Origin of the sequence: Kitasatospora sp. RG8, assembly GCF_017813315.1 — a bacterium.
In the GTDB taxonomy this organism is placed as follows: domain Bacteria; phylum Actinomycetota; class Actinomycetes; order Streptomycetales; family Streptomycetaceae; genus Kitasatospora.
In genome coordinates this window covers 70,986-96,329 of the sequence record NZ_JAGIYX010000010.1, presented here as the reverse complement: position 1 = coordinate 96,329, position 25,344 = coordinate 70,986, and the positions used below count along the sequence as shown (strand labels likewise).

The 25,344-nt window shown below is 74.3% G+C and carries 16 protein-coding genes; 4 read left to right on the top strand and 12 right to left on the bottom strand.

What is annotated here, in order from left to right:
* Positions 1–100: 100 nt before the first annotated feature.
* The gene (locus tag J5Y04_RS17475) at positions 101–1,222 is read right to left on the bottom strand and encodes a hypothetical protein (RefSeq protein ID WP_209412960.1); all 1,122 of its coding nucleotides are present in this window, start codon (positions 1,220–1,222) and stop codon (positions 101–103) included.
* Between the two features lie 188 nt (positions 1,223–1,410).
* Positions 1,411–2,787, bottom strand: a complete 1,377-nt coding sequence (locus J5Y04_RS17470; protein WP_209412959.1) for a transcriptional regulator — start codon at positions 2,785–2,787, stop codon at positions 1,411–1,413.
* Between the two features lie 323 nt (positions 2,788–3,110).
* On the opposite strand from J5Y04_RS17470, the gene J5Y04_RS17465 reads away from it, so the two are divergent.
* The gene (locus J5Y04_RS17465; RefSeq protein ID WP_307853171.1) at positions 3,111–3,809 is read left to right on the top strand and encodes a bifunctional DNA primase/polymerase; all 699 of its coding nucleotides are present in this window, start codon (positions 3,111–3,113) and stop codon (positions 3,807–3,809) included.
* A gap of 510 nt (positions 3,810–4,319) precedes the next feature.
* On the opposite strand, the gene J5Y04_RS17460 is transcribed toward J5Y04_RS17465, so the two are convergent.
* Positions 4,320–5,012, bottom strand: coding sequence for a metal-dependent transcriptional regulator (locus tag J5Y04_RS17460; protein ID WP_209412957.1), 693 nt, complete (start codon positions 5,010–5,012; stop codon positions 4,320–4,322).
* A gap of 221 nt (positions 5,013–5,233) precedes the next feature.
* Between J5Y04_RS17460 and J5Y04_RS17455 the strand changes: the two genes are divergently transcribed.
* The 3 genes from J5Y04_RS17455 (at position 5,234) to J5Y04_RS17445 (ending at position 8,076) form a co-directional block, all read left to right on the top strand.
* Positions 5,234–5,998 carry an SIS domain-containing protein gene (locus J5Y04_RS17455; protein ID WP_209412956.1) on the top strand — a complete coding sequence of 255 codons (765 nt, stop codon included), beginning with the start codon at positions 5,234–5,236 and terminating at the stop codon, positions 5,996–5,998.
* 186 nt (positions 5,999–6,184) lie between these two features.
* Complete coding sequence (locus J5Y04_RS17450; protein WP_209412955.1) at positions 6,185–7,093, top strand: DUF4231 domain-containing protein; 909 nt, start codon at positions 6,185–6,187, stop codon at positions 7,091–7,093.
* Positions 7,094–7,194: 101 nt separating this feature from the next.
* On the top strand, positions 7,195–8,076 hold the full coding sequence (locus tag J5Y04_RS17445; protein ID WP_209413071.1) for an alpha/beta fold hydrolase: 882 nt from the start codon (positions 7,195–7,197) through the stop codon (positions 8,074–8,076).
* Positions 8,077–8,091: 15 nt separating this feature from the next.
* Here J5Y04_RS17445 and J5Y04_RS17440 read toward each other — a convergent pair whose 3' ends face one another.
* The 9 genes from J5Y04_RS17440 to pdxH form a co-directional block, all read right to left on the bottom strand.
* Complete coding sequence (locus tag J5Y04_RS17440) at positions 8,092–9,057, bottom strand: D-glycerate dehydrogenase (RefSeq protein ID WP_209412954.1); 966 nt, start codon at positions 9,055–9,057, stop codon at positions 8,092–8,094.
* Positions 9,058–9,100: 43 nt separating this feature from the next.
* Positions 9,101–13,093 carry an FxSxx-COOH system tetratricopeptide repeat protein gene (gene fxsT / locus J5Y04_RS17435; RefSeq protein WP_209412953.1) on the bottom strand — a complete coding sequence of 1,331 codons (3,993 nt, stop codon included), beginning with the start codon at positions 13,091–13,093 and terminating at the stop codon, positions 9,101–9,103.
* A gap of 73 nt (positions 13,094–13,166) precedes the next feature.
* Entirely contained in the window at positions 13,167–14,531 is a 1,365-nt protein-coding gene (locus tag J5Y04_RS17430; protein WP_209412952.1) for a TIR-like protein FxsC, read from the bottom strand.
* 147 nt (positions 14,532–14,678) lie between these two features.
* Positions 14,679–15,479 (bottom strand): aminoglycoside N(3)-acetyltransferase, encoded by an 801-nt coding sequence (locus tag J5Y04_RS17425; protein ID WP_209412951.1) that lies wholly within the window; start codon positions 15,477–15,479, stop codon positions 14,679–14,681.
* Positions 15,480–15,855: 376 nt separating this feature from the next.
* The gene (locus J5Y04_RS17420; RefSeq protein WP_209412950.1) at positions 15,856–18,333 is read right to left on the bottom strand and encodes an FxsB family cyclophane-forming radical SAM/SPASM peptide maturase; all 2,478 of its coding nucleotides are present in this window, start codon (positions 18,331–18,333) and stop codon (positions 15,856–15,858) included.
* 41 nt (positions 18,334–18,374) lie between these two features.
* A complete protein-coding gene (locus J5Y04_RS17415) occupies positions 18,375–18,557 on the bottom strand; it encodes a hypothetical protein (protein WP_209412949.1) in 183 nt (60 codons plus the stop codon).
* A gap of 223 nt (positions 18,558–18,780) precedes the next feature.
* Positions 18,781–22,839, bottom strand: coding sequence for an FxSxx-COOH system tetratricopeptide repeat protein (gene fxsT / locus J5Y04_RS17410; protein WP_209412948.1), 4,059 nt, complete (start codon positions 22,837–22,839; stop codon positions 18,781–18,783).
* Entirely contained in the window at positions 22,836–24,251 is a 1,416-nt protein-coding gene (locus J5Y04_RS17405) for a TIR-like protein FxsC (protein WP_209412947.1), read from the bottom strand. The genes fxsT (J5Y04_RS17410) and J5Y04_RS17405 overlap by 4 nt, the downstream gene beginning before the upstream one ends.
* Before the next feature lie 446 nt (positions 24,252–24,697).
* Positions 24,698–25,330, bottom strand: coding sequence for a pyridoxamine 5'-phosphate oxidase (pdxH, locus tag J5Y04_RS17400; RefSeq protein WP_209413070.1), 633 nt, complete (start codon positions 25,328–25,330; stop codon positions 24,698–24,700).
* Between the last annotated feature and the right edge of the window lie 14 nt (positions 25,331–25,344).

Below are 25,344 nucleotides of genomic sequence, written 5' to 3'. Positions count from 1 at the left end.
CCCGAGGGCCGTACCGCGAGGGGCCGTACCGGGCAGCCGGTGCGGCCCCTCGGCACAGGTCCCGCGGGCGCGGGTCCCGTCACGGCCGCCGGCCCCCGTGCTACAGGTCCCCGTCGCCGCGGGTCGGCAGGCCGGTCTGCCCCGCGATGGTGTTCCAGAGGCCGGAGGCCTGCTTCTTCGCGGTGGTGGCCGTGCCGCTGGCCTGGACCGCGTTCTTGTAGTGCTGGTTGTCGGCCTTCTTGGCGTCGCAGGCGGCCTGCATGTCCGTGGCCCACGCCGCGTACTCGTCGTCGGCGGTCGCCGAGGCCGTCCAGGCGGCGTTCAGCTGCTCGACCAGCTGGGGCCCGCCCGGCAGCTTGTCCGTCTTCAGCGCCGCCAGCTTGGTCTGCAGATCCCGGCGCTTGCCCGCGGCGTCGGCCAGCGCCTGCTGGGACTCGGGCAGCTTGTCGCACTTCTGCACCGAGGCCACCGCGCCGATCACCGCCTGGCGGCTGTCGTTGGCCGTGCCCAGCAGATCGGAGAGCGGCTGGGCCTGCGCCTTGACCTCCGGGTTGACCGTCGCCGCCGACGCGCTCGCGGTCGCCGGGCCACCGCTCGCGGCGGCGCTGCCGGTGGTCACCGGATTGGCCTGCTTCTCCTTGCCGGCGGACTGGTCGTCGCCGCCGCTCAGCAGGACGGCGACCAGGATGCCGGCCGCCGCACAACCGGCCACCACGCCGCCGATGATCAGCTTGCCGGACGAACGCCCGCCGTCGCCGCCCCGCGCGGGGACCGGGCCGGTCGGGTAGTCCGGCCCCGCGTACTCCGGCTGGGCCGGGTACTCCTGCGGGGCCGGCTGGTAGCCCTGCTGCGCCTGCGGGTAGGCCTGCGGCGGAGCGGGCTGCTGGTAGCCGGGCCGGGCCGGGTAGCCGGCCGCCTGCGGGTCCGCGGTGGGGTAGGGCGGCAGGTACTGGGTCGCCGGGGCCGGATCGGCCTGCGGAGCGCCGTACCCGGGGTGCGGAGCGCCGCCCCACGGGGCGCCCTGGGCCGGGATGGCCTGGGTCGGCAGCGCGTGCGCGCCCTCGCCGAGGTACTCCGGCTGACCGTCCGGCGGCAGGTACTGCTGGCCGGGCCCGGCCTGGCCGGGCGCACCGCCCTGGCCCTGCGGCTGGCCGGGCTCCGGGCGGAACAGGTCGTCCAGGTTGAAGTCACCCGAGTTCGGGTACGAGCGGCGCTGACTCAACGCGATTCCTCACCTGTGCACGACCGCGCGCTGACGGCGGACCACATCTCGTCGGTTCTTGGGAGCATCACAGTTCCTTGGACGTCGCGCCCACGCTACCGGTTCGCCGAACCGGGTGACCACGTGGGCGGTCCATCCCTCACCGGCCCCTCACGTACGCGCCGACGACGCGCCCCCCCCGCTCCAGGTCAGGCTGCCTCCGCCTCCGCCCGGGCCTGGAACTCGCGGACCACCCGCTGCTCCCGGAACGGCTCCAGCCGCCGCCGGAACTCGTCCAGGTACTCCACGCCCCGGTTGGACCGGAGCCCGCTCAGCAGCCGCACCGCCTGGGCGCCGGTCTCGCAGGCCCGTTCCAGGTCCCGCTGCTGGAGCTGGGCCGTGGCCAGCAGGACGAGGTCGACCGCCCGGCGCCGCACCCTGGTCGGGGGGTGCAGGTCGAGCGCCCGGCGCGCGTAGTGCTCGGCCTGGCCGGCCTGCTCCAGGTCCCGGTGGCAGTGGGCCAGCTCGTCCGCCAGGTAGGCGTCGTCGAAGTGGACGATCCAGTCCGGGTCGTCCTCCGGGCGGCGCCTCTCCATCGCCTCCAGCGCCTTGGCGGCCACCGCCTCGCACGACCGGGCGTCGCCGAGCAGGGCGTGGCCGCGCGCCTCGGCCGCGTAGAACATCGCCATCGCCGTCGGGGTGGCCACCGAGCGGGCGCCCTCCTGCGCGGCACGGGCCAGCTGGGCGATCTCCCGCGGGTTGCCCAGCGTCGCCGCCAGGTGGCTCATCGAGGCCGCCAGCACGTACCCGCCGTAGCCGCGGTCGTCGGCGGCCTGAGCGAGCCGCAGCGCCTGGATGTAGTAGCGCTGGGCCAGGCCCGGCTGCCCGGTGTCCACCGCCATGTAGCCGGCCAGCTCGGTCAACCGGGCTACCGCCGCGAAGAGTTGCCGTCCGGTCTCCTCCCGGTACGCGCCGCCCAGCAGGCCGGAGACCACGCTGTTGAGGTAGTGGACCACCACCGGGCGGACGTGCCCGCTGCCGAAGCGGTGGTCGAGGTCGACCAGCATCGCCGTGGTCGCCCGGATCGCCGCGACGTCCGTCGGGCCGACCCGCGGGCCGCCGGTACGGGCCACCACCGGGTCGGGTGGGGTGATCAGCCAGTCCCGGCTGGGCTCGACGAGGGCGGAGGCCGCCACCGTGGCCCCGGTCAGGAAGTCCCGGCGGCCGACGTCGCTGCGCCACAGCTCGCACACCTGCTCCAGTGCGGCGTTCAGCGTCGGCGCGAACTGCAGCCCGATCCCGGAGCTGAGGTTCTTGCCGTCCGCCATGCCGATCTCCTCGACCGACACGCTCCGCCCCAGCTTGCGGCCGAGGGCCTCGGCGATCACCGCCGGGGCCTGCCCGCGCGGCTGCTGGCCGCGGAGCCAGCGGGCGACGGACGTCTTGTCGTACCGCAGGTCCAGGCCGTGCTCCGCACCGCACAGGTTGACTCTCCGCGCCAGACCGGCGTTGGAGCAGCTGGCCTCCTGGATCAGCTGCTGCAGACGCTCGTTGGGCTGTCGTGCGACAAGTGGTCTCGCGGCCATTGGGCTTCGCCTCCCCACACCCTCCGGCCCGGCCGGTGGGCGACGATTCTGCTGATCTGTTGCCGACTGTCCGACCGTCCAAGGAATCTGACACCAGGTTAGCGATCAGCAACGCCACCGGGATACCCACGGTGACGATCCCCACCCCCCGCGCGCCCTGGGAAATGCTCCCGTGCGCCCCCACTGCGCCCACCCCCGTCCACCCGGTCCGCTCCAACTCGGTTGCCTCACCGGTTCGGGTGACATTGCCACCGCGCGCAAGACCCGCCCCCGCCCGGCCGTAACCAGCCTCACGCACGGTAGTTGTGCAGCGCGTGGAAGACATCCCAGACTCCCCCGACCAGGGCGGCACCGCCGGACTGCCCCCGCTGCTCATCGAAGCCGTCGGCTACGCCGAGAGCCGGCACTGGGAGGTCGCGCCGGGCGCCTGGCTGATCGACGGCGACGGGCCGGCCCGCTGCTCCTGCGGCGACGCCCGCTGCCCGATGCCGGGTGCGCACCCGATCGACGCGGACTGGGCGCGCAAGGCGAGCGCCGGCCCGGGCGCGGTGCGGCGCTGGTGGACCGAGCGACCGGAGGCCTCGATCCTGCTGCCCACCGGCCGCTCCTTCGACGTGCTGGACGTGCCGGAGGTGGCCGGCTGCCTGGCACTGGCCCGGATGGAGCGGATGGACCTCCAGCTCGGCCCGGTGGTCGCCGTCCCGGCCGCACCCGGCCGCTCCGGCCGGCGGCTGCACTTCCTGGTGCTGCCCGGGGTGGCCGCCAAGCTGCCCGAGATGCTGCGCAAGCTCGGCTGGCCGCCCGGCCGGCTGGACCTGGTGGCCCGCGGCGAGGGCGACTGGACGGTGGCCCCGCCGTCCCGGGTCGGCCCGACCGGCTTCGCCCAGTGGGCCCGCTCGCCCTCCGCACTGAACCGCTGGCTGCCGGACGCCGCCGAGCTGGTCAGCCCGCTGGCCTACGCCTGCGGGCGCGAGGCGCCGTCGGCCCGCCTCCAGCCGGCCCAGCCGGCGGCGGTGCGCTGACCCCCTGAGCCGGACGGTCCCCCGGCACCGGCCCGGAGGTTCACCGTCCCGTGGACGGCCGCCCTACGCCTATCGGGTGAGGGCGTGCACAGCGCGACACCCCGCGCGCGGCTGACGGGCCTTGTCTCCCACCGGGGACAAGGCCCGTCACACGCACGTGCGGATAAGGCTTCGGTGTACCCGCTGGTCAACGGCGAAAGCCCCTCGTACGAGTGACAACGCTCAAGGATTGCCATGATCTGCCGAGGGGAGGAATTCCACCGTGCGGGGACGCCGGAAGGGGCGCTCGGACGGGGAAGCCGGGCGGGGCGGTCGGGAGGGAACCGGGAGGGAACGGAGGGGACGGAGGGGACAGGGAGGGACGGGAGGGAACGGAGGGGCCGTGGCACCGGCCGGGTTCGGGGAGGCCGGTGCCACGGAAGCAGGGAGGAACAGGGAGGGACGGGGAGGACGAGCAGGGCCCGGTGCACGGGGATGCACCGGGCCCTGCTCATTCGACTGCCCCAGGGATCAGGCCTGCGCGACGAAGACGTGCGCGGCGATCTCCTTGCCCAGCTCGGCCGCGGTCTCCCCGCTGCCGACCAGCACCCCGCCGACCCCGGCGGTGACCCGCACCGTCGAGCCCGGACGGATCCCGGCCCGGCGCAGCGTGCGCATCAGCTCGCCGTCGGTCTGGATCGGCTCGCCGATCCGGCGGACCACGACGTCCGCGCCCGCCTCGCCCGGGCGGACCGTGTCCAGCGGGACGAGCGCCGCGTCGAAGCCCTCGCCCTCGGCCTTGGCGTCGCCCAGCTCGTCCAGGCCCGGGATCGGGTTCCCGTACGGGGACTGGCTGGGGTGGCCGAGCATGGCGAGCACCTTGCGCTCGACCGTCTCGCTCATCACGTGCTCCCAGCGGCAGGCCTCCTCGTGGACCTGCTCCCACTCCAGACCGATCACGTCGACCAGCAGGCACTCGGCGATGCGGTGCTTGCGCATCACCCGCACCGCGAGCCGGCGGCCGTCCTCGGTGAGTTCGAGGTGACGGTCGCCCGCGACCCGGAGCAGTCCGTCGCGCTCCATCCGGCCGACCGTCTGGCTGACCGTGGGGCCGCTCTGCTCCAGACGTTCGGCGATGCGGGCGCGCATCGGTGTGATGCCCTCCTCCTCCAGCTCCAGGATGGTGCGAAGGTACATCTCAGTGGTGTCGATCAGCCCAGACATCGCCGCTGGTTCCCTTCTTCGGTGTCCTCACCGCCAATTCTGACGTACCGCACCGACTGCCGAGCCCGCGCAGGGGCCTCGGGGACCGCATTTCGTTCCTGTTGACAGCGGTACCGGTGAGGCAGCACGGTGCTGGCCGTAGCTTTCTCCATCGGCGGTCTGGACCACCCGGGCCGCCCCACCCGGCCGGCTCCCCCACCGGCAGAGAGCGAAGGCAACAGATGAGCGACCTGGTCGGCCGGTACTTCGACGCCGCGATCGCCCACCTCCAGCGGGTCCGCACCGAGGAGGCCGACACCATCGAGGCGGCCGCCGCGCTGCTGGCCGAGGCGGTCGCCGAGGGGCGCCGGATCTTCACCTTCGGCTCCGGCCACTCCTCACTGGCCGCCCAGGACGTGGTCTACCGGGCCGGCGGGCTCGTCCCGGTCAACCTGCTGGACGTCCCCGGGATGTCCGGGGTGACGGTGATGCCCGCCCCGCTCTCCAGCGCGCTGGAGCGGGTCTCCGGCCTGGCCACCACCACCCTGGACCTCACCCCGGCCACCTCGGGGGACCTGCTGTTCGTCATCTCCCTCTCCGGCCGCCAGGTGATGCCGGTCGAGCTCGCCCGCCACGCCCGGGAGCGCGGACTCAAGGTGATCGGGGTGACCTCGCTGGCGTACCCGGAGCAGGTACCCTCGGCGCACCCGTCCGGCAGCTACCTCAAGGACCACTGCGACGTCGTCCTGGACAACAAGATCGCGGTGGGGGACGGCGAGCTGACCCACCCGGCCGCCGAGACCTCGTTCGGCCCGGTCTCCACCATCGTGACCAGCGCGCTGATGCAGGCCGTGGTCGCCTCGGCGGTCGGCCGCCTCGCCGACGCGGCGGCGGCCGGCACCGGCGCCACCCCGCCGCTGTTCCGCTCCGGCAACGTGCCCGGCGGCACCGAGTGGAACGCCAAGCAGATGGCCGACAACGCGGACCGGGTCTTCTACACGTACTGAGCCGCGCGCGGCGGCCGCCGCCGGAGGGCCGCGATATGGGACAACCTCCGGCGGCATCCCGGCCAATGCGGCCGGAGCCGGCCCGGGCCAGGCGTACCGGCGCGGCGGGCGGGGCAGGAGAGCGGGTGCGACCGGAGCGACGGGTGGGGGCCGAGGATGGCATCGGGTGCGGGTCCGATGGGAAGAGTGCGCGAGCAGGAGCTGATGCCCGCGCTGTTCTGGTCCGCCGACTCCGCCTCCCTGCAGGGGCAGCGGCGGTCCGTACTGCTCTCCGCGTGGGAGCTGGTACTGCTGGTGGCCGCCGCCGCGTTCGGCTCCGCCGACGGCGCGCCCTGGGCCTGGCCGGCCGCCGCCGCCTACCTCGGCGCGATCGCCCTCGCCCTGGTGATCAGCCGGCAGAACCCGCAGGGCCTCTGGTACGAGGGCCGGGCGGCCGCGGAGTCGGTCAAGACGCTGGCCTGGAAGTTCAGCGTCCGGGCCGACGCGTACCAGCCGCCGCCGCGCAGCCTGCCGGACGCCGAGGGGCTGTACAGCTTCCAGCTCGGCCGGGTGCTGAACGCCTTCCGGGGCAGCCGCGCGGTCGGCGCCGCGGCGGAGGACTCCGGCGCGCGGATCACCGACGCGATGCGCGGCCTGCGCGACCAGCCGCTGGCGGTGCGCCGCGAGGTGTACCTGCGCGAGCGCATCCAGGTCCAGCACGACTGGTACCGCTCGAAGGCCCGCTACTGCGCCCGGGCCGGCTTCTGGACGGGCGTGCTGGGCGTGGTGCTGCCGCTGCTCGGCCTGGTCCTGGCGGTGCTGCGCGCGATGGGCGAGTTCGGCTACGACGCGCTCGGCACCGTCTCGGCGGTGGCCGCCTCGGTCGCCGCCTGGGCGCAGCTGCGCCAGTACCGGCCGCTGGCGGCCGCGTACGGCCTGGCCGCCGACGAACTGGAGCTGATCCGCAGCCAGCTGGCCCAGCTGGACGTGACGTCCTCCGACGCCGAGGAGATCTGGTCCCGGCTGGCCCGCGACGCCGAGGACGCGGTCTCCCGCGAGCACACCACCTGGCAGGCCCGCCGCGAGGTCCGCGGCACGACCGACCGGGACCACTGAGGCCCGGAACCACCGGACCGGGACGGCCGGAGGACCGGCCCCGAACAGACCGGCACCACGGAAGCATCACCCGTACCGAGGAGGCCCGCGTGTCATTACGGATGGTCAAGGCGCCGGACGGCCGCGCCATCGCCGTCGAGACCCTGGGCGACCCGCGCGGCCGGCCGGTGTTCCTGCTGCACGGCATGCCCGGCAGCCGGGTCGGCCCGCACCCGCGCAGCACCGTGCTGTACCGCCTGGGCGTCCGGCTGGTCTCCTTCGACCGGCCCGGCTACGGCGACTCCGCCCGGCTGCCCGGCCGCCGGGTGAGCGCGGCGGCCGCCGACGTGCGGACCATCGCGGACGAGCTCGGGATCGACCGGTTCGCGGTGCTGGGCCGCTCGGGCGGCGGCCCGCACGCGCTGGCCTGCGCGGCGCTGCTGCCCGACCGGGTCAGCCGGGTCGCCGTGCTGGTGGGCCTGGCGCCCCGGAACGCGGCCGGGCTGGACTGGTACGGCGGAATGACCCCGTCCAACATCCGCGCGTACCGGGAGGCCGAACGCGGGCACGACCGGATCGCCGCGGCGATGCGGTTCCGCTCCGAGCAGATCAAGGCCGACCCGGTCCGGCTGCTCAAGGGCCTGCGGCCGGAGCTGACGCCCAACGACCGGGAGGTGGTCGCCGACACCGGGCTGCGGCGGATGCTGCAGAGCAACTACCGCGAGGCGTTCCGGCACGGCGCCGACGGCTGGATCGACGACGTGCTGGCCTTCACCGCCGACTGGGGCTTCAAGGTGCAGGACATCACGGTCCCCGCGTGGCTCTGGCACGGCGCCGACGACCAGTTCTCGCCGGTCGAGCACTCCCGCTGGCTGGCCGACCACATCCCCGGCGCCGAGCTCTTCCTGGAGCCCGGCGCCGCGCACTTCGGGGCGTTCCGGGTGATGACCACCGCGCTGGCCTGGGCGGCCGGCCACACCGCGGCCCCCGGGCGCAGGCCCTGAGCCCGGGCCCGGCCCTCAGACCCCGACCGGGGTGACCGGCTCCCCGCCGGCCAGCACCGCCAGCACGTTCTCCACCGCGAGCCCGCCCATCGCCTGCCTGGTCCGCACGGTGGCACTGCCCAGGTGCGGGGCCAGCACCGCGCGCTCCTGGGCGAGCAGGGCCGACGGCACCGCCGGTTCCCGCTCGAAGTTGTCCACCGCCGCGGCGAACAGCGCGCCCGACTCCAGCGCGGCGGCGAGCGCGTCCTCGTCCACCACCCCGGCGGTCATCGAGACCACGACCGCCCCGGCCGGGAGCAGGGCCAGCCGACGGGCGTCCAGCAGGTGCCGGGTGGCGGCGCCGAGCGGGCAGGTGACCACCAGCACGGTGGAGGTGGCGAGCAGTTCCTCCAGCGGCAGCCACTGCGCGCCCTCGGCCTTCCCGGGCGGCAGTTCGGAGCGGTTGTGGTAGCTCACCGGCATGTCGAAGGCCCGGGCGCGGCGGGCCACGGCCTGACCGATCCGGCCCATGCCGAGAACGCCCAGCGGGGTGCCGGCAAGCTCCAGGCCGAGCATGAAGTTCGGGGCCCAGGCCCACGGCTCCCCGGAGCGCAGCAGGCGCTCCCCCTCGCCCAGCCTGCGGGTGGCGGCCAGCAGCAGCGCCCAGGCCATGTCGGCGGTGGCGGCGGTGAGCACGCCGGGGGTGTTGCTGACCAGGACTCCGCGTTCGGCGCAGGCGGCGAGGTCGACGTTGTGGTGGCCGACCGCGTGGTTGGCGACGATCCGCAGGCCCGGGCCGGCCGCGTCCAGGAACGCGCCGTCGACCGCGTCGTCCAGCGTGGTGACCACCGCCGACCGGCCGCGGACGGCGGCCAGCAGCTCGGCGCGCGGCATCGGCAGGTCCGAGTCGTGCAGGGTGGCCGCGTGGTGGGCGGTGAGCCGCTCGATCACCCCCGGCGCGAGGCGGCGGGTGACCAGGACCGGGGGCAGCTGCTCGTTCATAGGTCCCGCAGCGTACCCGCCGGCCCCGGCCGGAACCTCCCCGTCAGACCGGCTGCGGCTCCAGGTCGCGGTTGATCCGCTTCCAGCCGCGCGCCGAGACGGTGTTCGGGTGTTCCTCGCCGAACTGCCGGATCAGCTCGGAGATCGCCTTGGCCCGCAGCTCGGCCGCCTGGGTGTGCCGGCCGGCCGCGCGCAGGGTGACGGCCAGGTTGGCCTCGCAGGCCACCGCGTCCGGGTGCCGGGGCGTGTAGCGGTCGCAGAGGCCCGCGTACGCGGTGCGGCCGAGCTCCTCGGCCCTGGCGATCTGGCCGTCCTCCCCGTAGGCGTTGGCCAGGTTGATCATCGCGTTCAGGGTGTACGGGTGCTCCGCGCCGACGGACTCGGTGAGCCCCTCGACGGTGGCGAGCCCGCGCGCGATGGCGCCCTGGACGTCGCCGCTGCCCCGCAGGTAGATGCCGAGGTTGTTGGCGCAGGCCAGGGTGAACGGGTGCTCGTCGCCGAACAGCCGCCGGTGGCCCTCGAAGACGGTGGTGCAGAGGTCGCGGGCGGCCTCCTTGTCCCCGGAGGCGCTGTGGTCGGCGGCCAGGTTGAGCGCGCAGGCCAGCGCGTCGGGGGCGTCGGCGCCGTACCGCTCCAGGTAGCGCTCGTAGGTCTCCTTGGTGATCCGGCGGGCCTCGGCGAGCTGGCCGGTGCGGCGCAGCGAGACGGCCAGCGACTTGGCGTTGCGCAGGTTCTCCGGAAGGTCGGGGTCGAGCACGTCGCCGAGGTCGTTGGTCACCTCCTGGAGCAGTTCGACCGAGCCGCGGTAGTCGCCGAGTTCGCGCAGGTCACGGGCGAGGTTGGACTTGGTGGACAGGGTGTACGGGTGGCGCGGGCCGAGGACGGCGGTGCGCCGGTCGAGGGTCTCCTGGTCCAGTTCGCGGGCGGCCTCGCTGTCGCCGACCAGCCGGTAGTCGATCGCCAGGTTGTTGGCCATCGAGAGCGTGCGCGGGTTGTCGTCGCCGAACAACTCGCGGAACTGGTCGAGGATCTCGCGGTCGAGGTCGAGCGCGGCCTGGAACCGGCCGAGGGCCCGCCGGTCGGCGCCGAGCGAGCCGGCCGTCATCAGGGTGTACGGGTGGTGCTCGCCCAGCAGGGCCCGCTGGCGCTCCAGGGTGGCCTCGTCGAGGGCCAGCGCCTCGGCGTAGTTGCCCTGCGAGCGCAGCACGTTGGCGAGCTGGAAGCGCAGCAGCAGGGTCTGCCGGTCGTCCTCGCCGAGCTTGCCGGTCCACTCGGCGTCCAGGGCGTGGCCGAGGTCGCGGGCGCGGTCCAGTTCGCCGCGCTTCCACAGGTAGCGGACGCGGTCGATGAGCAGCTGCCGGGTGTCGGCCTCGTCGCAGTTGTGCGCCTTGGAGGGCGAGAGGTGCGGCCAGATCTCGTCGAAGGCGGGCCAGTTGGCGGGGTCGTCGGTGTCGCCGAGGACGGGCCGGGCGCCGGTGAGGATGCGGTGCACCTCGTGGATGGCGATCTCCTGCTCGTCATCGGTCATCTCGGCCCGGATGACCGCCTGGACCAGCCGGTGCACCTGGAAGCTGTTGGTGCCGGCGTCGACCTTGGCCAGCGCGTACCGGCCGATCGCCTGGATCACCTTGCCCAGCATGAACTTGTCGCTGAGGTCGGCGTCGTACTGGACGAGCGCGCGGATCATCTGGTCGCTGTAGAAGAGGTTCATCGAGATCGGCTCGGGCGCGAAGAACGCGCAGAGCTGGAGCAGCCGCACCGCCGCCGGGGACTGGGTGCGCAGCCGGGCGATCGAGACGTTCCAGGTGGCGCCGACCGGGGTCGGGTAGTCGGCCGGGCGGGCGCCGGCCAGGGCGCGGGCGGCCTCGGCCTGCAGCTGGGCGACGTAGGTGTCGACCGGGGTGCCGGTGGTGTCCAGCCAGGCGGCGGCGACCTCGACGGCCAGCGGGAGGTCCCCGACGGCCTCGGCGACCCGGTCGGCGTCGGGGCGGGAGAGGCCGCGGGCGCGCCGGCAGAGGTGCTCGACGCTCTCGCCGCGGGTGAAGACGTCCACCTCCAGCGCCTCCGCGTGCCCGGACCAGGCCTGGTTGCGGGAGGTGACCAGGATGTGTCCGGAGCCGCCGGGGAAGAACCGGCGGATCTCGGACGGCTCATCGGCGTTGTCGAAGATCAGCAGCCAGCGTGCGGTGGGCACCCCGCGGCGCAGCGCCTCGCGGGCCGCCTCGGCCGCCTCGGTGACGGAGTCGCCGACCCGCAGTCCGAGCCGGCGGGCCAGGTCGGCCAGGGCCGGGGCGACCAGCTCGGTCTGCTCGGCGTCGATCCACCAGACCAGGTCGTAGTCGGACATGAAGCGGTGCGCGTACTCCAGCGCCACCTGGGTCTTGCCGACGCCGCCGAGCCCGTACAGGGTCTGCGGGGTGGGCAGGACGGCGGCCATGCCGCCGCGCAGCTGGTTGCGCAGCTGCTCCAGGACGGCGGCGCGGCCGGTGAAGGACGGGTTGCGCGGCGGCACGTCCCAGACCTGCGGCTTGCTGCCGGGGAAGCGCGGGCCGGTGCCGGCGGTCTCGGCGAGCGGCACGTCGCCGCGGCCGAGGGCGCGCAGCAGGGTCTGCACCGACTGCGTCTCGTCGCGGCCGACCAGGTCGACCGGGTTGCGGTTGCTGAACGGCGCGGTGAGGCGGACGTCGCCGACCCGGACCGGGACCAGCTGGCGGCGGGTGCCGGACGGGTCGGAGCTGACGACGGACTCCCAGAGCGCGCGGGCCTGCGGCGAACGCTGGTAGGCGGGCGAGAGCACCGCGACCGTCCGGTAGGCGGCGTCGATGCCGCGCTCGGTCTCGTGGCGCGGGTCCGAGCCGGCGCTGAGGTCCCTCGGCAGCACCCGGAAGCCGGCCCGGGTCAGGACCGACTCGATCCAGTCCGCCCACATCCGGTCCTCGGGCACGTAGGAGAGGTAGAGGTCGGCCGGCACGGACGGGCGGCGCCGGGTGAAGGCGTCCACGTAACGCAGCCGGACCTCCTCGTCGACCGGGGGCAGGGAGGTGACCCGGCCCTCGGTGATGACGCCGGTCAGCCGCTCGCAGGCGGCGAGCATCGAGGTCTGGGTGCCGCCCTGGTCGCCGAAGGTGGCGAGGATCTCCTCGTAGGCGTAGAACGGCCGGTACGGGATCTCCACCGAGCCCCAGTAGTGGGCGAGCTCCTCGCCGTTCAGCCCGGCCGGCAGGCCGTCGAAGCGGATCCGGGCGAGCGCCCGGCCGGCGTCGGCCTTCTCCTTCTCGCCCTCGTCGATGCGCATCGGCACCGGCAGGATGCGGATGCCGCGCTCGCGGTAGCGGTCGTGGATGTGCTGGGCGATCCGGGAGGCGCCGTCGATCGACTGGTCGCTGAGGGTGAAGCAGACGACCAGGTCGTCGGGCATCTGGACGGTGCAGATCTCGGCGATGTCGGAGAGGCCGGTCCGGGAGTCGATCAGCACGTAGTCGTAGCGCTTGCCCATGTCGGCGCGGAGCGCGTCGAAGAACTGCCCGCCGTCGAAGCGGTCGTAGAAGATGTCCCAGTCGAGGTGGGTGACGGCCTCGGAGTAGTCCCGGTTGAACTGGCCCGCGGAGAGGAAGTCCAGGCTGCCGCCGGCGGGGAACATCGGCCAGGAGAGCGACAGTGCGTGCGGGTGGACCCGGGCGAAGTCGAGGTGCCAGCCGTCGGCGTGCTCGACCGGGCGCAGCGCCTCCTCCCGGTACTCGGCGATCAGGTCCATCATGCCGGTGGTTCCGGCCAGTACCGCCGGGTCGAGGAACGGGTGGAAGAACTTGGCCAGGCCCGGTGCCTCCAGGTCCCAGTCGACGGTGAGCACCCGGTAGCCGTTGGCGGCAAGGATCCAGGCGGTGTTGGCGAGCGCCATGGTGCGCCCGGTGCCGCCCTTGTACGAGTAGAAGGTGATGATCCGGCCCTGCCGGTCCTGCTCCGCCTCGCGCCGGGCGGCGAGTTCGGCTGCGGTCAGGCCCCCGATGCGGAGGTTCCTGGTGCGGTTGTCACTCATGCGCCCACCTCGCTGCGTTCGGCGGTCGCTTCGCGAAACGCGCAGCCCCCGGTGATTCGCTCGCTCCGCTCGCTCATGTGCTTCCTCCCCGGGGCGGTGTCCCGTCGTCCGGGCGTTCGCCTGAGTCGCGTGGTGGCTGGTCGTCGTCGTAGGCGAAGGGTTCGGGCCCGTCCCGACCGCGCCCGTACCGGAAAGCGTCCCGCAGATTGGGCCGTGGCGGCGGTGGTTCCTCGGGTTCGGTCCTGGTCCGGCCCTCGAAGGCGTACTTGGCCTTCATGGCGGCCCGGGGCAGCGCGTCGTCGAACTCCTCCAGGCTGCCCAGCCCGGGCGGCCCGCCGGTGGCGCCGAGGAAGCTCGGCCGGACGGACCGGTGGGTGAACCGCAGGACCCGGTCGCTGAGTTCGCCCAGCTCGCGGTGGTTCTCCACGCAGTCCGGGTCGTCGAGGTTCCACGGCTCCAGGACGCTCACCCAGGAGCAGTCGGAGCGGTCGAAGCGGCGGACCAGTTCGCTCCACCGCTCGTCCTGGAGCACCCAGCGGTCCAGCAGCAGCAGCCCCGGCGCGACCGGGTCGCCGCCGGCGATGATCGCCTCGGCCTCGCCGTCGAACTCGTGCACGGTGGCCTGGAACCCCAGCTGCCGGGCGAGCCGCACCGCGTGCTCGGCCAGCGGGCGGGAGGCGGCCGGCCGGTACGGGTGCCAGTCGGTGCGCCTGGCGCCGTAGTAGTCGGGGTTGCGGTCGGGCGGCACCTCGCCCCGGTGGTAGGCGAGGACGGAGATCCGCAGCTGCTTGGTGGGCGCGGTGACGTTGAAGGCGCTGGGCTGGGCGTTGAAGTCGAGGCGGCGCCCGACCGGGATCACCGTCTCCTCGGCCACCTCGACGATCCGCCGGGCCAGCCGGTGCACGGCCAGCTCGTAGGCGGACCGGAAGTAGCTGAGCTTCATCAGCGCATAGAGGCCCTCGGTGGCGTAGTCGGGGCCGAAACTGGCGTGGTTGAACTGGAGTTCGCTCGCCACCTCGGGCAGTTTGTAGCGGCTCATCGGCGCCCAGAGCACCGGCACGATGCCGCTGGTCCGCTCCGAGTCGAGGTTGGCCGGGTAGACCGGCCGCTGGGTGAAGGAGTGCCACTCCTGGCCGCACGGGAGGCTGTTGAAGTACCGCGGCGAGTAGAGCGGCACGAAGACCCGGCAGGTGGCCAGCTCCTCGGAGAGCCGGTCGGCCCACAACTCCCCCTGGTGCATGGACTCGTCCATGAACCCGACCGGTACGCCCGCGGGCACGGTGGTCAGTTGCAGCACGGCCTCGCAGAGGTCGCGGTACAGCTGTCGCACCCAGTGGTTGGGATCCCCGGCGCCACGCGCGCCGGCCTTCGGGGTGTGGGCGTAACTGAGGAAGAAGTACGGCCGGGCGGCTTCCTCGTCCCAGCCATGGTCGTTCACACGCGCCTCCCCCTGGCCCGCCGGCAACCTCTTTCCCGCGAGTCCCCGTACGCGGGGCTTCAGTGTAGGAACGACTGAGGGTCCAATGGAATAGCACAGCGGGCCATGCGAGTTGACATGACTGAAACGACCGCCCCCGTACGGCCCTTACGCCGTGGCCAGATCCGGCCTGAGCCAGCGCCGCTCGCGCAGGATGCCGACCGCGAGATCGACGGCCTCGCGCATCGGGAGGAGCCGGCAGTCCGCGCCGCCCACCCTGCCGTGCCGGACGCCGGCGGCGGAGCGGAGCACCTCCTCGCCGAGCTCCCCGAAGTGCAGGTCGTCCAGGAGCGGGCCGTCGAAGTGGACCCAGCGGCTGCCGCCGCCCTCCTTGACCACGCAGCCGTAGTGGCGGACGGGGATGTCCGGCATCTGGAGGTCGGCCAGGTGGAAGGCGGTGAACCTGTCCATCCCCACCCCGATGCCGAGCACGTGTGCACCGATCTCGTACAGCCGGCCGAGCGGCGACGCCATGCCGAGGTGGCAGGTGAGTTCGTGCAGCTCGGTGACGTCCTTCGCGCGGGCCCCCACCGCGGCGAAGGAGGACTGCGGATGGTTGCTGCGCACCGCGTCCGGGTGGATGCGGATCAGCTCCGAAAGCGTGCCCATGGTCGGCGAGGCCGGCGTCGTGTACGGGTCGAAGGGGGGCATGCTCGCGCGCCACTCGTCCACCTGCTCGGGCAGCCAGCCCTGCATCATCTCCCTGACCATCCGGGAGGTGTCCGAGTTCTCCGGGGTGCCGGTGTACGCGGCCAGGGTGCCCCGGCCGGGGCCGCCGAGCGCGTCCAGCAGCGCTTCGACGACGGTGGCGCCACCGCCCTCGACCGGGCCGAGCCGGCGCAGCGAGGCCTGGACGAGCAGCACCTGGCCCGGCCGGACGCCGAGCTCGGTGAACTGCTCCGCGAGCATCGTTCGAGTCAACTTATTTGGCGATATGTCCTGCCGGGACGGCACGGGACTCGGTTCGGTGAGGATGGCGGTTCCCGAGGGTGATGGGCCCGGAGGAAGGCTCCGGTGCCGGAGGGGGGATGAGCGCGAGCCTACAACCCCGAGGGGCGCCCACGACGGAAGGCGCCAGGGCAACCACCGGTCGCGATCGGCCGGTTCTGCGCCCCCCGGGGGGTGGCTCACACCCTTGGTAACAGTCGGTTCTGGGCGACCGTCACGTCATCGGCACGGCGAAGGCCGACCAGGGCGTCGTGGGCGGTCAGGCGTCGTGGACGGCCAGGGCGTCGTGGGCGGGTCAGGCGTCGTGCGCGGGCCGGGCGTGGTGCGCGGGGCGCGGTCAGCCGGTGGGCGCGGCCGGACGCCTGGCCTGCCGAGCCTGCCGGGCGGCGTCCTCGGCCGCCTTCGGCAGGGCCACGTCCAGCCAGGGCCCGACCGTCTCCCGCATGCCGTCGGCGAAGCGCAGGCCGACCGGGGTCAGCGACCCCGAACCGGCCAGTCTCTCGACCGCCTCGGCCGTGTACCCGCGCCAGAGCGCGAACTGCGCCCGGGCGTGCTCGGCGGCCGTCCCGGGCAGGCCGTCGTAGATGGCGGTCCGGGTGCCCCAGAAGGCGGTCACCGCGAGGTGGGCGTAGGTGCCCTGGAGCAGGCCCTCGATCGGGCGCGGGTCGGGCCGCCAGGGCGCGTCGTACTGCGCGGTGTCGGCGGGGTCGTAGAGGTCCAGCAGGTCCAGCACGGCGCCCAGTTTGACGTGCTGGAACTCGTGCGCGAGCAGCAGCGCCAGGGTCGGCGCGGTGGCCGGGCGGGCGATCCCGACCGCACCGAAGGCCTGCCGGGCGGCGGCGCTGACGTCCCGTCCGGGCGGGCCGGGGCGCAGCGGGGTGACGGTGGTCAGTCCGGTCCGCAGGCCCTGGGCGTAGGCCGGCAGGTCCCGGTCGAGCAGCTCGACGGCCTCGCGCAACGCCCCGGTCCAGGCGTGCAGTTCGGCCTCGCCGAGCCGGTCGCCGACCGGCCACTGGTGGCTGTCGCGCTGCGGGTCGGTGTCCTCCAGGGCGAGCGTCCAGCCCCCGGCCGGGCGGACCAGCCGGACCGGCTCCCAGCGCGGGTCCCGGTGGCCCGCGCCGAGGGTGAGCACCTCACCGCCGGCCGTGCGGACGGTGAACCCGTCGCCGGTGCCGGTGACGAGCGCCTCCCCGCCCCCGGCGAGGGTGAGCCGGCCGAGGGTCGGCAGGTGCAGGGCGCCCTCCCGGACCGGGACGGCCACGGCGTCGCCCCGCCCGGCCCGGACGGCCGCGGCGCCGGCCAGCTCGGCCAGCCGCCCGAGCCCGGCGCCGGGGTCGCCGCCGAGCCTCCGGGCCGCCCAGGCCCGGGCGTACGGGTGGCCGAGCACCGTGTCGAGCGCGGCCGGTGCGGCGGCGTCGAGGTCGGTGAGGAGGTCCCAGGCGGCCGAGGAGCGCAGCCCGGAGGTGCCCCGGACGGCCGCCAGCATCGCCCGGGTGAGGGCGAGTTGGGAGCGGGCGAGGGCCCGGACGGTGTCCGCGTCACCGTGGCCGCGGGCCAGCTGGCCGAGCTGCCGGTCGGTGAGGCCGGCGGGCACGGCCGGCTCGCCGGCCTGCACCGGAACGGCCTGCGCGGAAACGGCCTGCGCGGAAACGGCCTGGCCGGTTGCCGCTCGCGGGGCCGTGCCGGCCCCGGGGTCCGGCTCGCCGCGGTCGGCGATGCCGTGGATGAGTGTCATGAGATCCCCGCAGTAGACGGAGGGGTTGTCGAATCCACCATCGGCCCGGTAGCGGTGGGCGTACAGACCGCCACCGCAGGAACGGACGACGGGGCAGCCGCGGCAGGTGGCGCTCAGGCCGGCCAGCCCGGACTGCCGGGCGGCCATGCCGGGGTGCCGGGCGACCTCGTCGAGGCTGTGCCGGAAGACGTCGAGGCCGGTGGCGGGAGCGCCGTCGTACGCGGTCTTCAGGCTGTCGGCCTGCTCGAACGTGCCGTCGGTCTCCAGCACCACCAGCGCGGCGGGCTCCAGGCCGAGCGACTCGGTGAGGCTGGAGAGCCCGTGCAGGGTGCGGTGGACCGAGTCGAAGGTCCGGACGGCGAACGGCCGGCCGTCCCCCTCCCAGTGGTCGTAGACGGCCAGCAGCCATGCGGCGTACGGGTTCTCCGTCCGGCCGACGGGGCGTCTCGGCGGCTGCTCCCAGGTGGCGTGCGGGAGCAGGAAGTCGACGGCGGGGGGCTCCAGTTCGGCCAGCGCGCGGTAGACGGCGGCCGGGTCGTTGTCGATGTCGACGGTGCAGAGCAGGCCGGCGTAGAGGTGCCGGTACTCGGGCCGGCGGAGCAGGCCCACCGCCCGCAGCACCTGGGGGTGGCTGCTGCGGCCGTCGGCGAACCGGCGGTGCCGGTCGTTGGCCGCGCGGTCGCCGTCCAGGGAGACGCCGACCTTGATGTCCTGCCGGTCGAAGAGGTCGCAGAACGCGGGGCTCAGCAGCACCCCGTTGGTGTGGATCCGCAGGTCGAGCGCACAGCCGGGCGGGAGTGCGGCCCTGAACTCCTCGGCGGCACGGCGCAGTCGGTCCGGGCCGGCCAGCAGGGGCTCTCCCCCGTGCAGGACGACCCGGACGACGGTGAGGCCGTGGGCGGCCGCGTGCTCGCCGATCCGTTCGGCGGCCTTGGCCAGGACCTCGTCGCCGATGACCTTGGGCCGGGCGCGCCAACTGGTGTCGGCGTGCTCGTAGACGTAGCAGTGGTCACAGGCGAGATCGCACCGGCTGTGGACCTTCACAACGAACTGCGTGAACGGAAGCAGGGATCGCGTCATGGTCAGTCGTTTTCAGCCGGAGCCGATGGTCGATCGGCTGGTCAGATGGAGGAGTTGAAGGCCGCGACCGGCACCAGACCGGTATCGGAGCCTGGCAGGGCACGTCGGAGCCGCGTGGCCAGCTCGTCGGCCCCGAGCGAGGCCAGATCGGCCAGGGTCGGCCGGTCCGACTGGTGATGATCCGTCAGGTCATGCTTGGGCTTGGTGTCCAGTGCGGGTGTCATGTTCGATTCTCTTCCACGATGGGGGTTAGAGAGAGCCGACTCCGGGTATACCCCGGCGCCTTTCGACCAATGTAGTGGCAGCACGGGGGCAACACCGCGCTGTTCCACGAGCCTCCGTGTCCTCTACCCCGCCATCCAGCGAAGTCTTGCGGAAAGTTCACCCACTCGGCGGTCGCGTAGCGGCACCTGCACGGCGCACCGCCCCCGGTGACGGCCTGCCGACTCACACCGCTCGCACCTCGATGTCGCTCTCCAGCCGCCGGCCCTCCCTGATCGCCACCGTCACCGGATGGGTCTCGCCCATCGACTCCCGGGCCCGTGCGAGCGCGTCCGCCACCAGCCGCCCGGCCCGGGCGGTGTCGCCGGCGGCGGCGAGGCCGAGCGACAGGTTGGAGACCGCCGCGAGGGTGTCGGGATGGTCCGGGCCGAGGACGTCGGCCAGCAGCTGTGCGGCCTGCTCGTCCAGGGCCAGTGCCGCCGCCGGGTCACCGGCCAGGGCCAGGTGGTCGGCGTGGTTCAGCATCGCGATCCCGACGTACGGGTGACGGTCCCCGAGCGCCGCGCCCAGACCGTCCAGGGCCCGGCCGGAGAGTTGCCGGGCCTCGGCGGTGCGGCCGGCCCGGCGCAGCGCCACGGCGAGGTTCACGGCCGAGACCCAGGTGGTCGGGTGGTCCTCGCCGAGGTGGGTGCGGCAGTACCCGAACGCCTCCTCGGCCGGCGGGACGGCCCGCCCGGTCTCGCCCAGCGCGCCGAGGGAGCCGGCCAGGTTGCCGGCGGCGGCCGCGGTGCCGTGGTCGTCGGCCCCGTTGAGGGCGTGCAGGCGCCGGTGGACGTCCTCGTCGTTCGCCAGCGCCTCCCGGTACCGGCCGAGCCGGCGCAGCACGATCCCGAGGCTCCGGCGGGCGCGCAGGGTGTCGTCGTGGTCGTCCCCGACGATCTCCCGGTAGCTCCGCACGACGTGCTCCAGGAGTTCCAGGGCCTCCTGGAACCGCCCGTTCCCGCTCAGGTCGCGGGCGTAGTTGAGGCCGGACAGCAGCGCGTAGGGGTTGTGCTCGCCCAGCACCGCGCACTGGCGGCGGTAGACGTCCTGGTGGCCGGCCAGCGCCGCCCGGAAGTCGCCGGTCATGAAGGCCGAGACGGCCAGGTTGTTCATGCTCATGAACGTGCGCGGGTGGTCGGGGCCCAGCACCCGCAGCGCGGTCTCCAGGGTCTGCTCGTCCAGCGCCCGGGCCTGCGCGTAGTGCCCGAGGTGGCGCAGGTCGCCGCCGAGGCTGTTGGCGACGGCGATGGTGTGCAGGTGGTCCGGGCCGAGCGCCGCGCGCAGCCGCTCCAGCGCGTGCCGGTCGAGCTCGTAGGCCGCCTGCGCGGCTCCCTGGGAACGCCGGATGTTGCCGAGCTGGACGCCCATCAGCAGGGCCGGCACGTCGTCTCCGCCGTCGTCACCGCCGTCCTGGCCGGGCCCGTCGTGGCCGTCGGTGGACCACTGCGCCAGGGCGCGTTCGGCGAGGTCGCGGCCGGCGTCGAGCAGGCCGCGGTGCCAGAGGTAGCGGACCGACTCGACGATCCACCGCCGGACCGCCGGGTCGGTGCTCGCGGTGGCTCCGGACGGCCCGAGGTGGGGCAGCAGTTCGGCGTACCGGGCCCAGTTGTCCGGGGTGTCGGGGTCGCCCGGGGAGTCCAGTGCGAGCGCGCGGTGCACGACGGCCCGCACCCGGGCCCGGTCGGCCTCGGTGACCTGGTCGCGCAGCAGCGCCTGGGTGATCCGGTGCACGCTCAGCGTCCCGCCGGCCTGGTCGTACCGGGCGAGGTTGAACTGGTTGACGGTGCGCAGGATCTCGCCCGTCGCGAGCTGGCCGTCCGTGCCCGGGGGCAGCCCGACGGCCTCGGTCACGGGCGCGCTGTAGAGCAGCCGGATCGGGATGGCGTCCGGGCCGAGGAAGCCGCAGACCTCCAGCAGCCGGGCGGCGGGGGCGTTGATCCGGCGCAGGTCGGCGCCGGCGATCCGCCAGGTGGCCGCGGTGACGGTCGAGTACTCGGCGTCCGCCTGGACCGACCGGTCGAGGATGTCGGTGAGCGTCTCGTCCAGCAGTTCGGCGTAGGTGGCGGCCGGCATCGGGGTCTCGTGCAGCCAGGCGGCGGCCTGGCCGACGGCGAGCGGGAGGTCCCCGAGGAGTTCGGCGATCCGGTCGGCGTCGGCGGCCCCGACCCCGGCGTTGAAGCGGCGGACCAGCTCGACGCTCTCCGCCCGGTCGAAGACCTCGACCTCGGTCCGTCCGCGGTGCCGGGCCCAGCGCCGGTCGCGCGAGGTCACCAGGACGTGGCCGTCGGCTGTGCCCGCCGGAATCCAGGCGGCGAGCTGCTCCGGATCCTCCGCGTTGTCGAAGACCAGGAGCCAGCGCCGGTGCGGCAGGCCCCGGCCGAGCGCGTCCAGGACGGCCCGGGCGGTCCGGGCCGCGTCGCCGCCGCCCTCCAGGCCGAGTTCGGCGGCGAGTTCGGCGAGCCGCTGCGGGACGCCGGCCGGGTCCTCGGCCGGCACCCACCAGACCACCTCGTACGCGGGCGCGAACCGGTGGGCGTACTCGACCGCGGCCTGCGACTTGCCGACCCCGCCCATGCCGTACAGGACCTGCACGGGTTCGGCCGCCGGGCCGAGCGTGAAACCGTCCCGCAGGGTCTCCAGCAGCCGGGCGCGGCCGGTGAAGGTGGGCAGCCGGGGCGGGGGGTTCTCCACCGCGGGCCGGCCCGTCGGGAAGCGGGCGGGGGCGGGCGCGGCCTCCTCGTCGGCCTCCAGCCAGCGGCCGGCGCCGGGCGGCGGGCCGAGCAGCTCGAAGAGCTGGGTCTCGGCCTGCTCGGCGGAGCCCCGGGCCAGCTCGGACACCCGGTGGCCGGCGAACGGCTCGGGCAGCCGCTCGCCCGGCGCCGTCAGGGCGAGCGGCAGCAGGCCGGCTGAGCCGCCGTCCTGCTCGGCCGAGGTGAGCCTGCGCCAGATCTCCCGGCCGCGGGGCAGTTCCGCGTACTCGGGCGAGAGCAGCACCAGCGCCCGGCCGTCGCCGTCCACCGGCCCGGCGGCCTCGGGCAGGGCGGCGTCGCCGGGTGGCCCGGCGTCCATCGGCGCCGCGGCGCTGTGCAGCGAGGCGAGGTAGCCGAAGCCGGCCAGGGCGGCGGCGGCCCACTCGGCCCAGATCCGGTCCCCCGGGGCGTAACTCACGTGCACCTGGCGGGACCTCGTGCGGCCGGTGCGCAGGTAGGCCGCGTACAGCCGGCGGCGGGCGCGGTCGGGGACGGGCCGCAGCGCGCGGACCCGGCCCTCGGTGAGCCACTCCGCCAGCCGTTCGAACGCGCCGAGCAGGCTGCGGCCCTGCTGCGGCCGGTCGACGATGGTGGCCGGAACTTCTTCGTACGCGTAGAACGGCTTGTACGGGACCTCGACGTCCCGCCAGTAGTCGGCCCGGCGCTCGGCGCTCAGCCAGCGGTCCAGGTACGGGGCGAAGGCGTCGTGGGCGAGGTCGCGCCCGGCGGCCAGCCCGGCCCGCTCGGCGTCCTCGACCCGCATCGGGACGGGCAGCACCCGGATGTCGCGCTCGTCGGCGTCCACGATCGCGCGGGCCGCGTCGACGCCGCCGCGGATGCTCTGGGCGCCGAGGGTGAAGCAGTCCACCACGGTGTCGGGCATCAGCACGGTGCAGATGCCCGAGGTGTCGCTGACCCCGGTCCGGCTGTCGATCAGCACGTAGTCGTACGAGCCGGTCCACTGCTCGCGCAGCGCGTACAGGAACTCGGCGCCCCGGATGTCCGCGCGGGTGTAGAAGCTGCGCCAGTTGAAGCTGGTCACGGCGGCCGAGTAGGAGGCGTTCTGCCGGCCGGCCGGCATCAGGTCGAGCCGCCCGCCGGCCGGCAGGTCGAGCGCGAGGCCGCAGAGGTAGCGGTCGAGCCGGCCGGGCTCGGCCAGCCAGTCCCGGGGGGCTGCCGCGGCGGCGTCGCCGGGGGCCGGCAGCGCCTGTTCGACGTAGGCCCGCAGCAGGTCGATCAGGCCGTCGGTGGCGTGCAGCTCGGGGTCGATCAGCAGCGGGTGGTAGTACCGGTGCAGGCCGGGCGCTTCGAGGTCCCAGTCGACCACCAGGACGCGCAGGCCCTGGCTGGCCAGGATCCAGCCGAGGTTGGCCAGCGCCATGGTGCGGCCGGTGCCGCCCTTGTACGAGTAGAAGGTGACGACCGACCCGGTCCCGGGTGTCGACGGGACGGCGGACTCGGCGTCCGCCAGGGCCACCTGATCGGCGGTCATCGTTCGGAGTCTCCTTCGCGGGGCTCCCGGGGAGCCGGGGGCAGGGCTGCTTCAGGGGACACTGCCGGCGGCCACGCCGGGATCAGCAGAGCAGGCATGGCCGCGACGCCGGGGCCCAGGCCGAACGCAGCCCGCGCGAGAACCGGATCGACTTCGTCCGTCTCGTCTAACAGTCGATTCTGGGCAACCGTAACGGTACGTAGCAGGTCCGTTTCGAAGCGTTCCCGCGGGACGCGCACCTTAAAGAGCGGCTCCGGCCCGGACCTGTGCAGCCAGTTGCGCGGGAAGACGTCGCGCACCCCTCCCCAGAGCCTGCTGCGCGCCGGCCCCTCGGGCGGGTCGTCGGTGCCGGCCGGCACCAGGACGCCGGTGACGGGGTGGTTCTGGTCGTCGAAGTCGCGCAGCGCCTGCCGGTAGGGCTCGGCGCCGGCCGCCCACGGATCCACCAGCAGGACGCTGACCTCGTTGTTCTCGCGGGCGAGGTCCAGGCTGGCGGCCAGGCCCGGCCCGACCTCCTCCAGCGTGGTGCTGTGGCCGGCCTGGGTGATCGCCTGCTGGGCCTGCACCACCAGCGGGGGCAGCCGCGGCGGGTGGTAGGGCGCCCAGTCCCTGGGCCGGTCCCCGTACCAGCCGCCCCGGTACCGGTCCTCGTCCTGCCGCTGCGCCGGGATGCCGGGCACGGCGTACACGGCGGCGTCCGCCGTCCGCCTCCCGGCGTGGGACGGGTCGGCGGTGCGGCGGGCGGCGGTGTGGCCGGCGGCCTTGTGGCCGGCGGCGACGAAGATCCGGACCATCCCGCTGCGCCCGGGCGGCGGCACGGCGTCCGGCACCGGGAAGCAGCCGTCCACCCGGCCCAGGTCGAGGTGGGGCAGCTCGGTCAGGGGCAGGCAGGCCGCCTCCCGCACCCGCTCGGCGATGGCCCGGACCACCCGGCGGTAGTCGGGTCCGTGCGGGTCGGCCCGCAGGAGGTCGCGCAGCCCGCCGGTGGCGTAGGCCACGCCCAGGTCGTGCTGGCTGTACTGGATCCGCAGCACCTCGGCGGGCAGGCCGGCCGGGGGCGGCTCCCAGACCACCGGGATCAGGGCCGGCACCGCCTCGCCGGTCATCTTCTGGTGCCGCCGCATCCGGCCGTCGAAGGCCGTCCACTCCTTGCCGCAGTACGAACTGGCGAAGTAGGCCGGGGAGTACAGCGCCACCATGGTGCGGCTGACGGCCAGCATCCGGGAGAGCTGCTGCTCCCAGTCGTCGCCGACGCGCAGCCGTTCGGTGTCCCGGTAGGCGAGTTCGCCCGGCCCGGCCGCGGGCTCGATCCGGGCCAGCTCGTCCCGGAGATCGCTGAAGAACTGGTCGACGAAGGCGCCGCCGGCCATGTGGTCCCGCCGCGCATAGCTGAAGAAGAAGTACGGCCGCACTGAACCCCCCGGTCCCACCCCACCAACTTGGCTTAAGATACAGGTCAGTTGACGCAAAAGGAGCCGGGATCCAGGAAGATCCCAGCTCGTTGGGTCACGCCGCGGAGGAGAATCTGGCCACCGGGACGGCGCAGGACCTCCCCTCCTCCACTCCCGTCCGGCGCAGCAGCGCGCCGAGGTCGGCCGCCGACATGCCGGCCAGCTCGCCCAGGGTCGGCCGGCGGGGGACGCCGCCCGGGTCGGCGGGCCCGGCGGCGATAGGTGCGGCGGTGTCATCCATCAGATGCCTCACTCTCTCGGAAGAGTGCGGCCCAGACCCCAGTCCGGGCCTTTCGGCCACGTTACACCGGAGGACCTGACGTTGCCTCACCTTTGAAGCGTGGCAAGGTAGTTCACCGGCCAAGATGCGCCACCCGGGCCGCCGCCCCACCCCGCCCACGCGGCACTCACGGACAGAGCCGCTCCACCCGCCAGCCGGACGGGGCCGACGGGTCGGCGAGGTAGTTCAGCCGGTCGTGCAGCCGGTTCTCCCGGCCCTGCCAGAACTCCACGCGCTCGGGGAGCACCCGGTACCCGCCCCAGAACGGCGGCACCGGCACCCCCTCGCCCTCCGGGTAGCGCCGCTCCAGCTCCGCGTACCGCTGCTCCAGCACCTCCCGGCTGCCGACCGGGCTGGACTGCTCGCTGGCCCAGGCCCCGAGCTGCGAGCCGTGCGGGCGGGTGCGGAAGTAGGCGGCGGTCTCGTCCCGGCCGACCTTCTCCACCCGGCCCTGGACGATCACCTGGCGGGCCAGCGCGATCCACGGGAAGAGCAGCGCCGCATGCGGGTTGACGGCCAGCTCGGCGCCCTTGCGCGAGCCGTAGTTGGTGAAGAAGACGAAGCCGCGCGCGTCGAAGCCCTTCAGGAGGACGGTCCGCGAGCTGGGCCGCCCCTCGGCGTCGGCCGTGGAGAGCACCATCGCGTTGGGCTCCACCACCCCGGCGTCGTCCGCCTCGTGGAACCAGCGGGTGAACAGGGCGATCGGCTCGGCGGTGAGCTGCTCCTCGACCAGGCCCTCGTGGGTGTAGTGCTTGCGCATCACGGTGAGGTCCG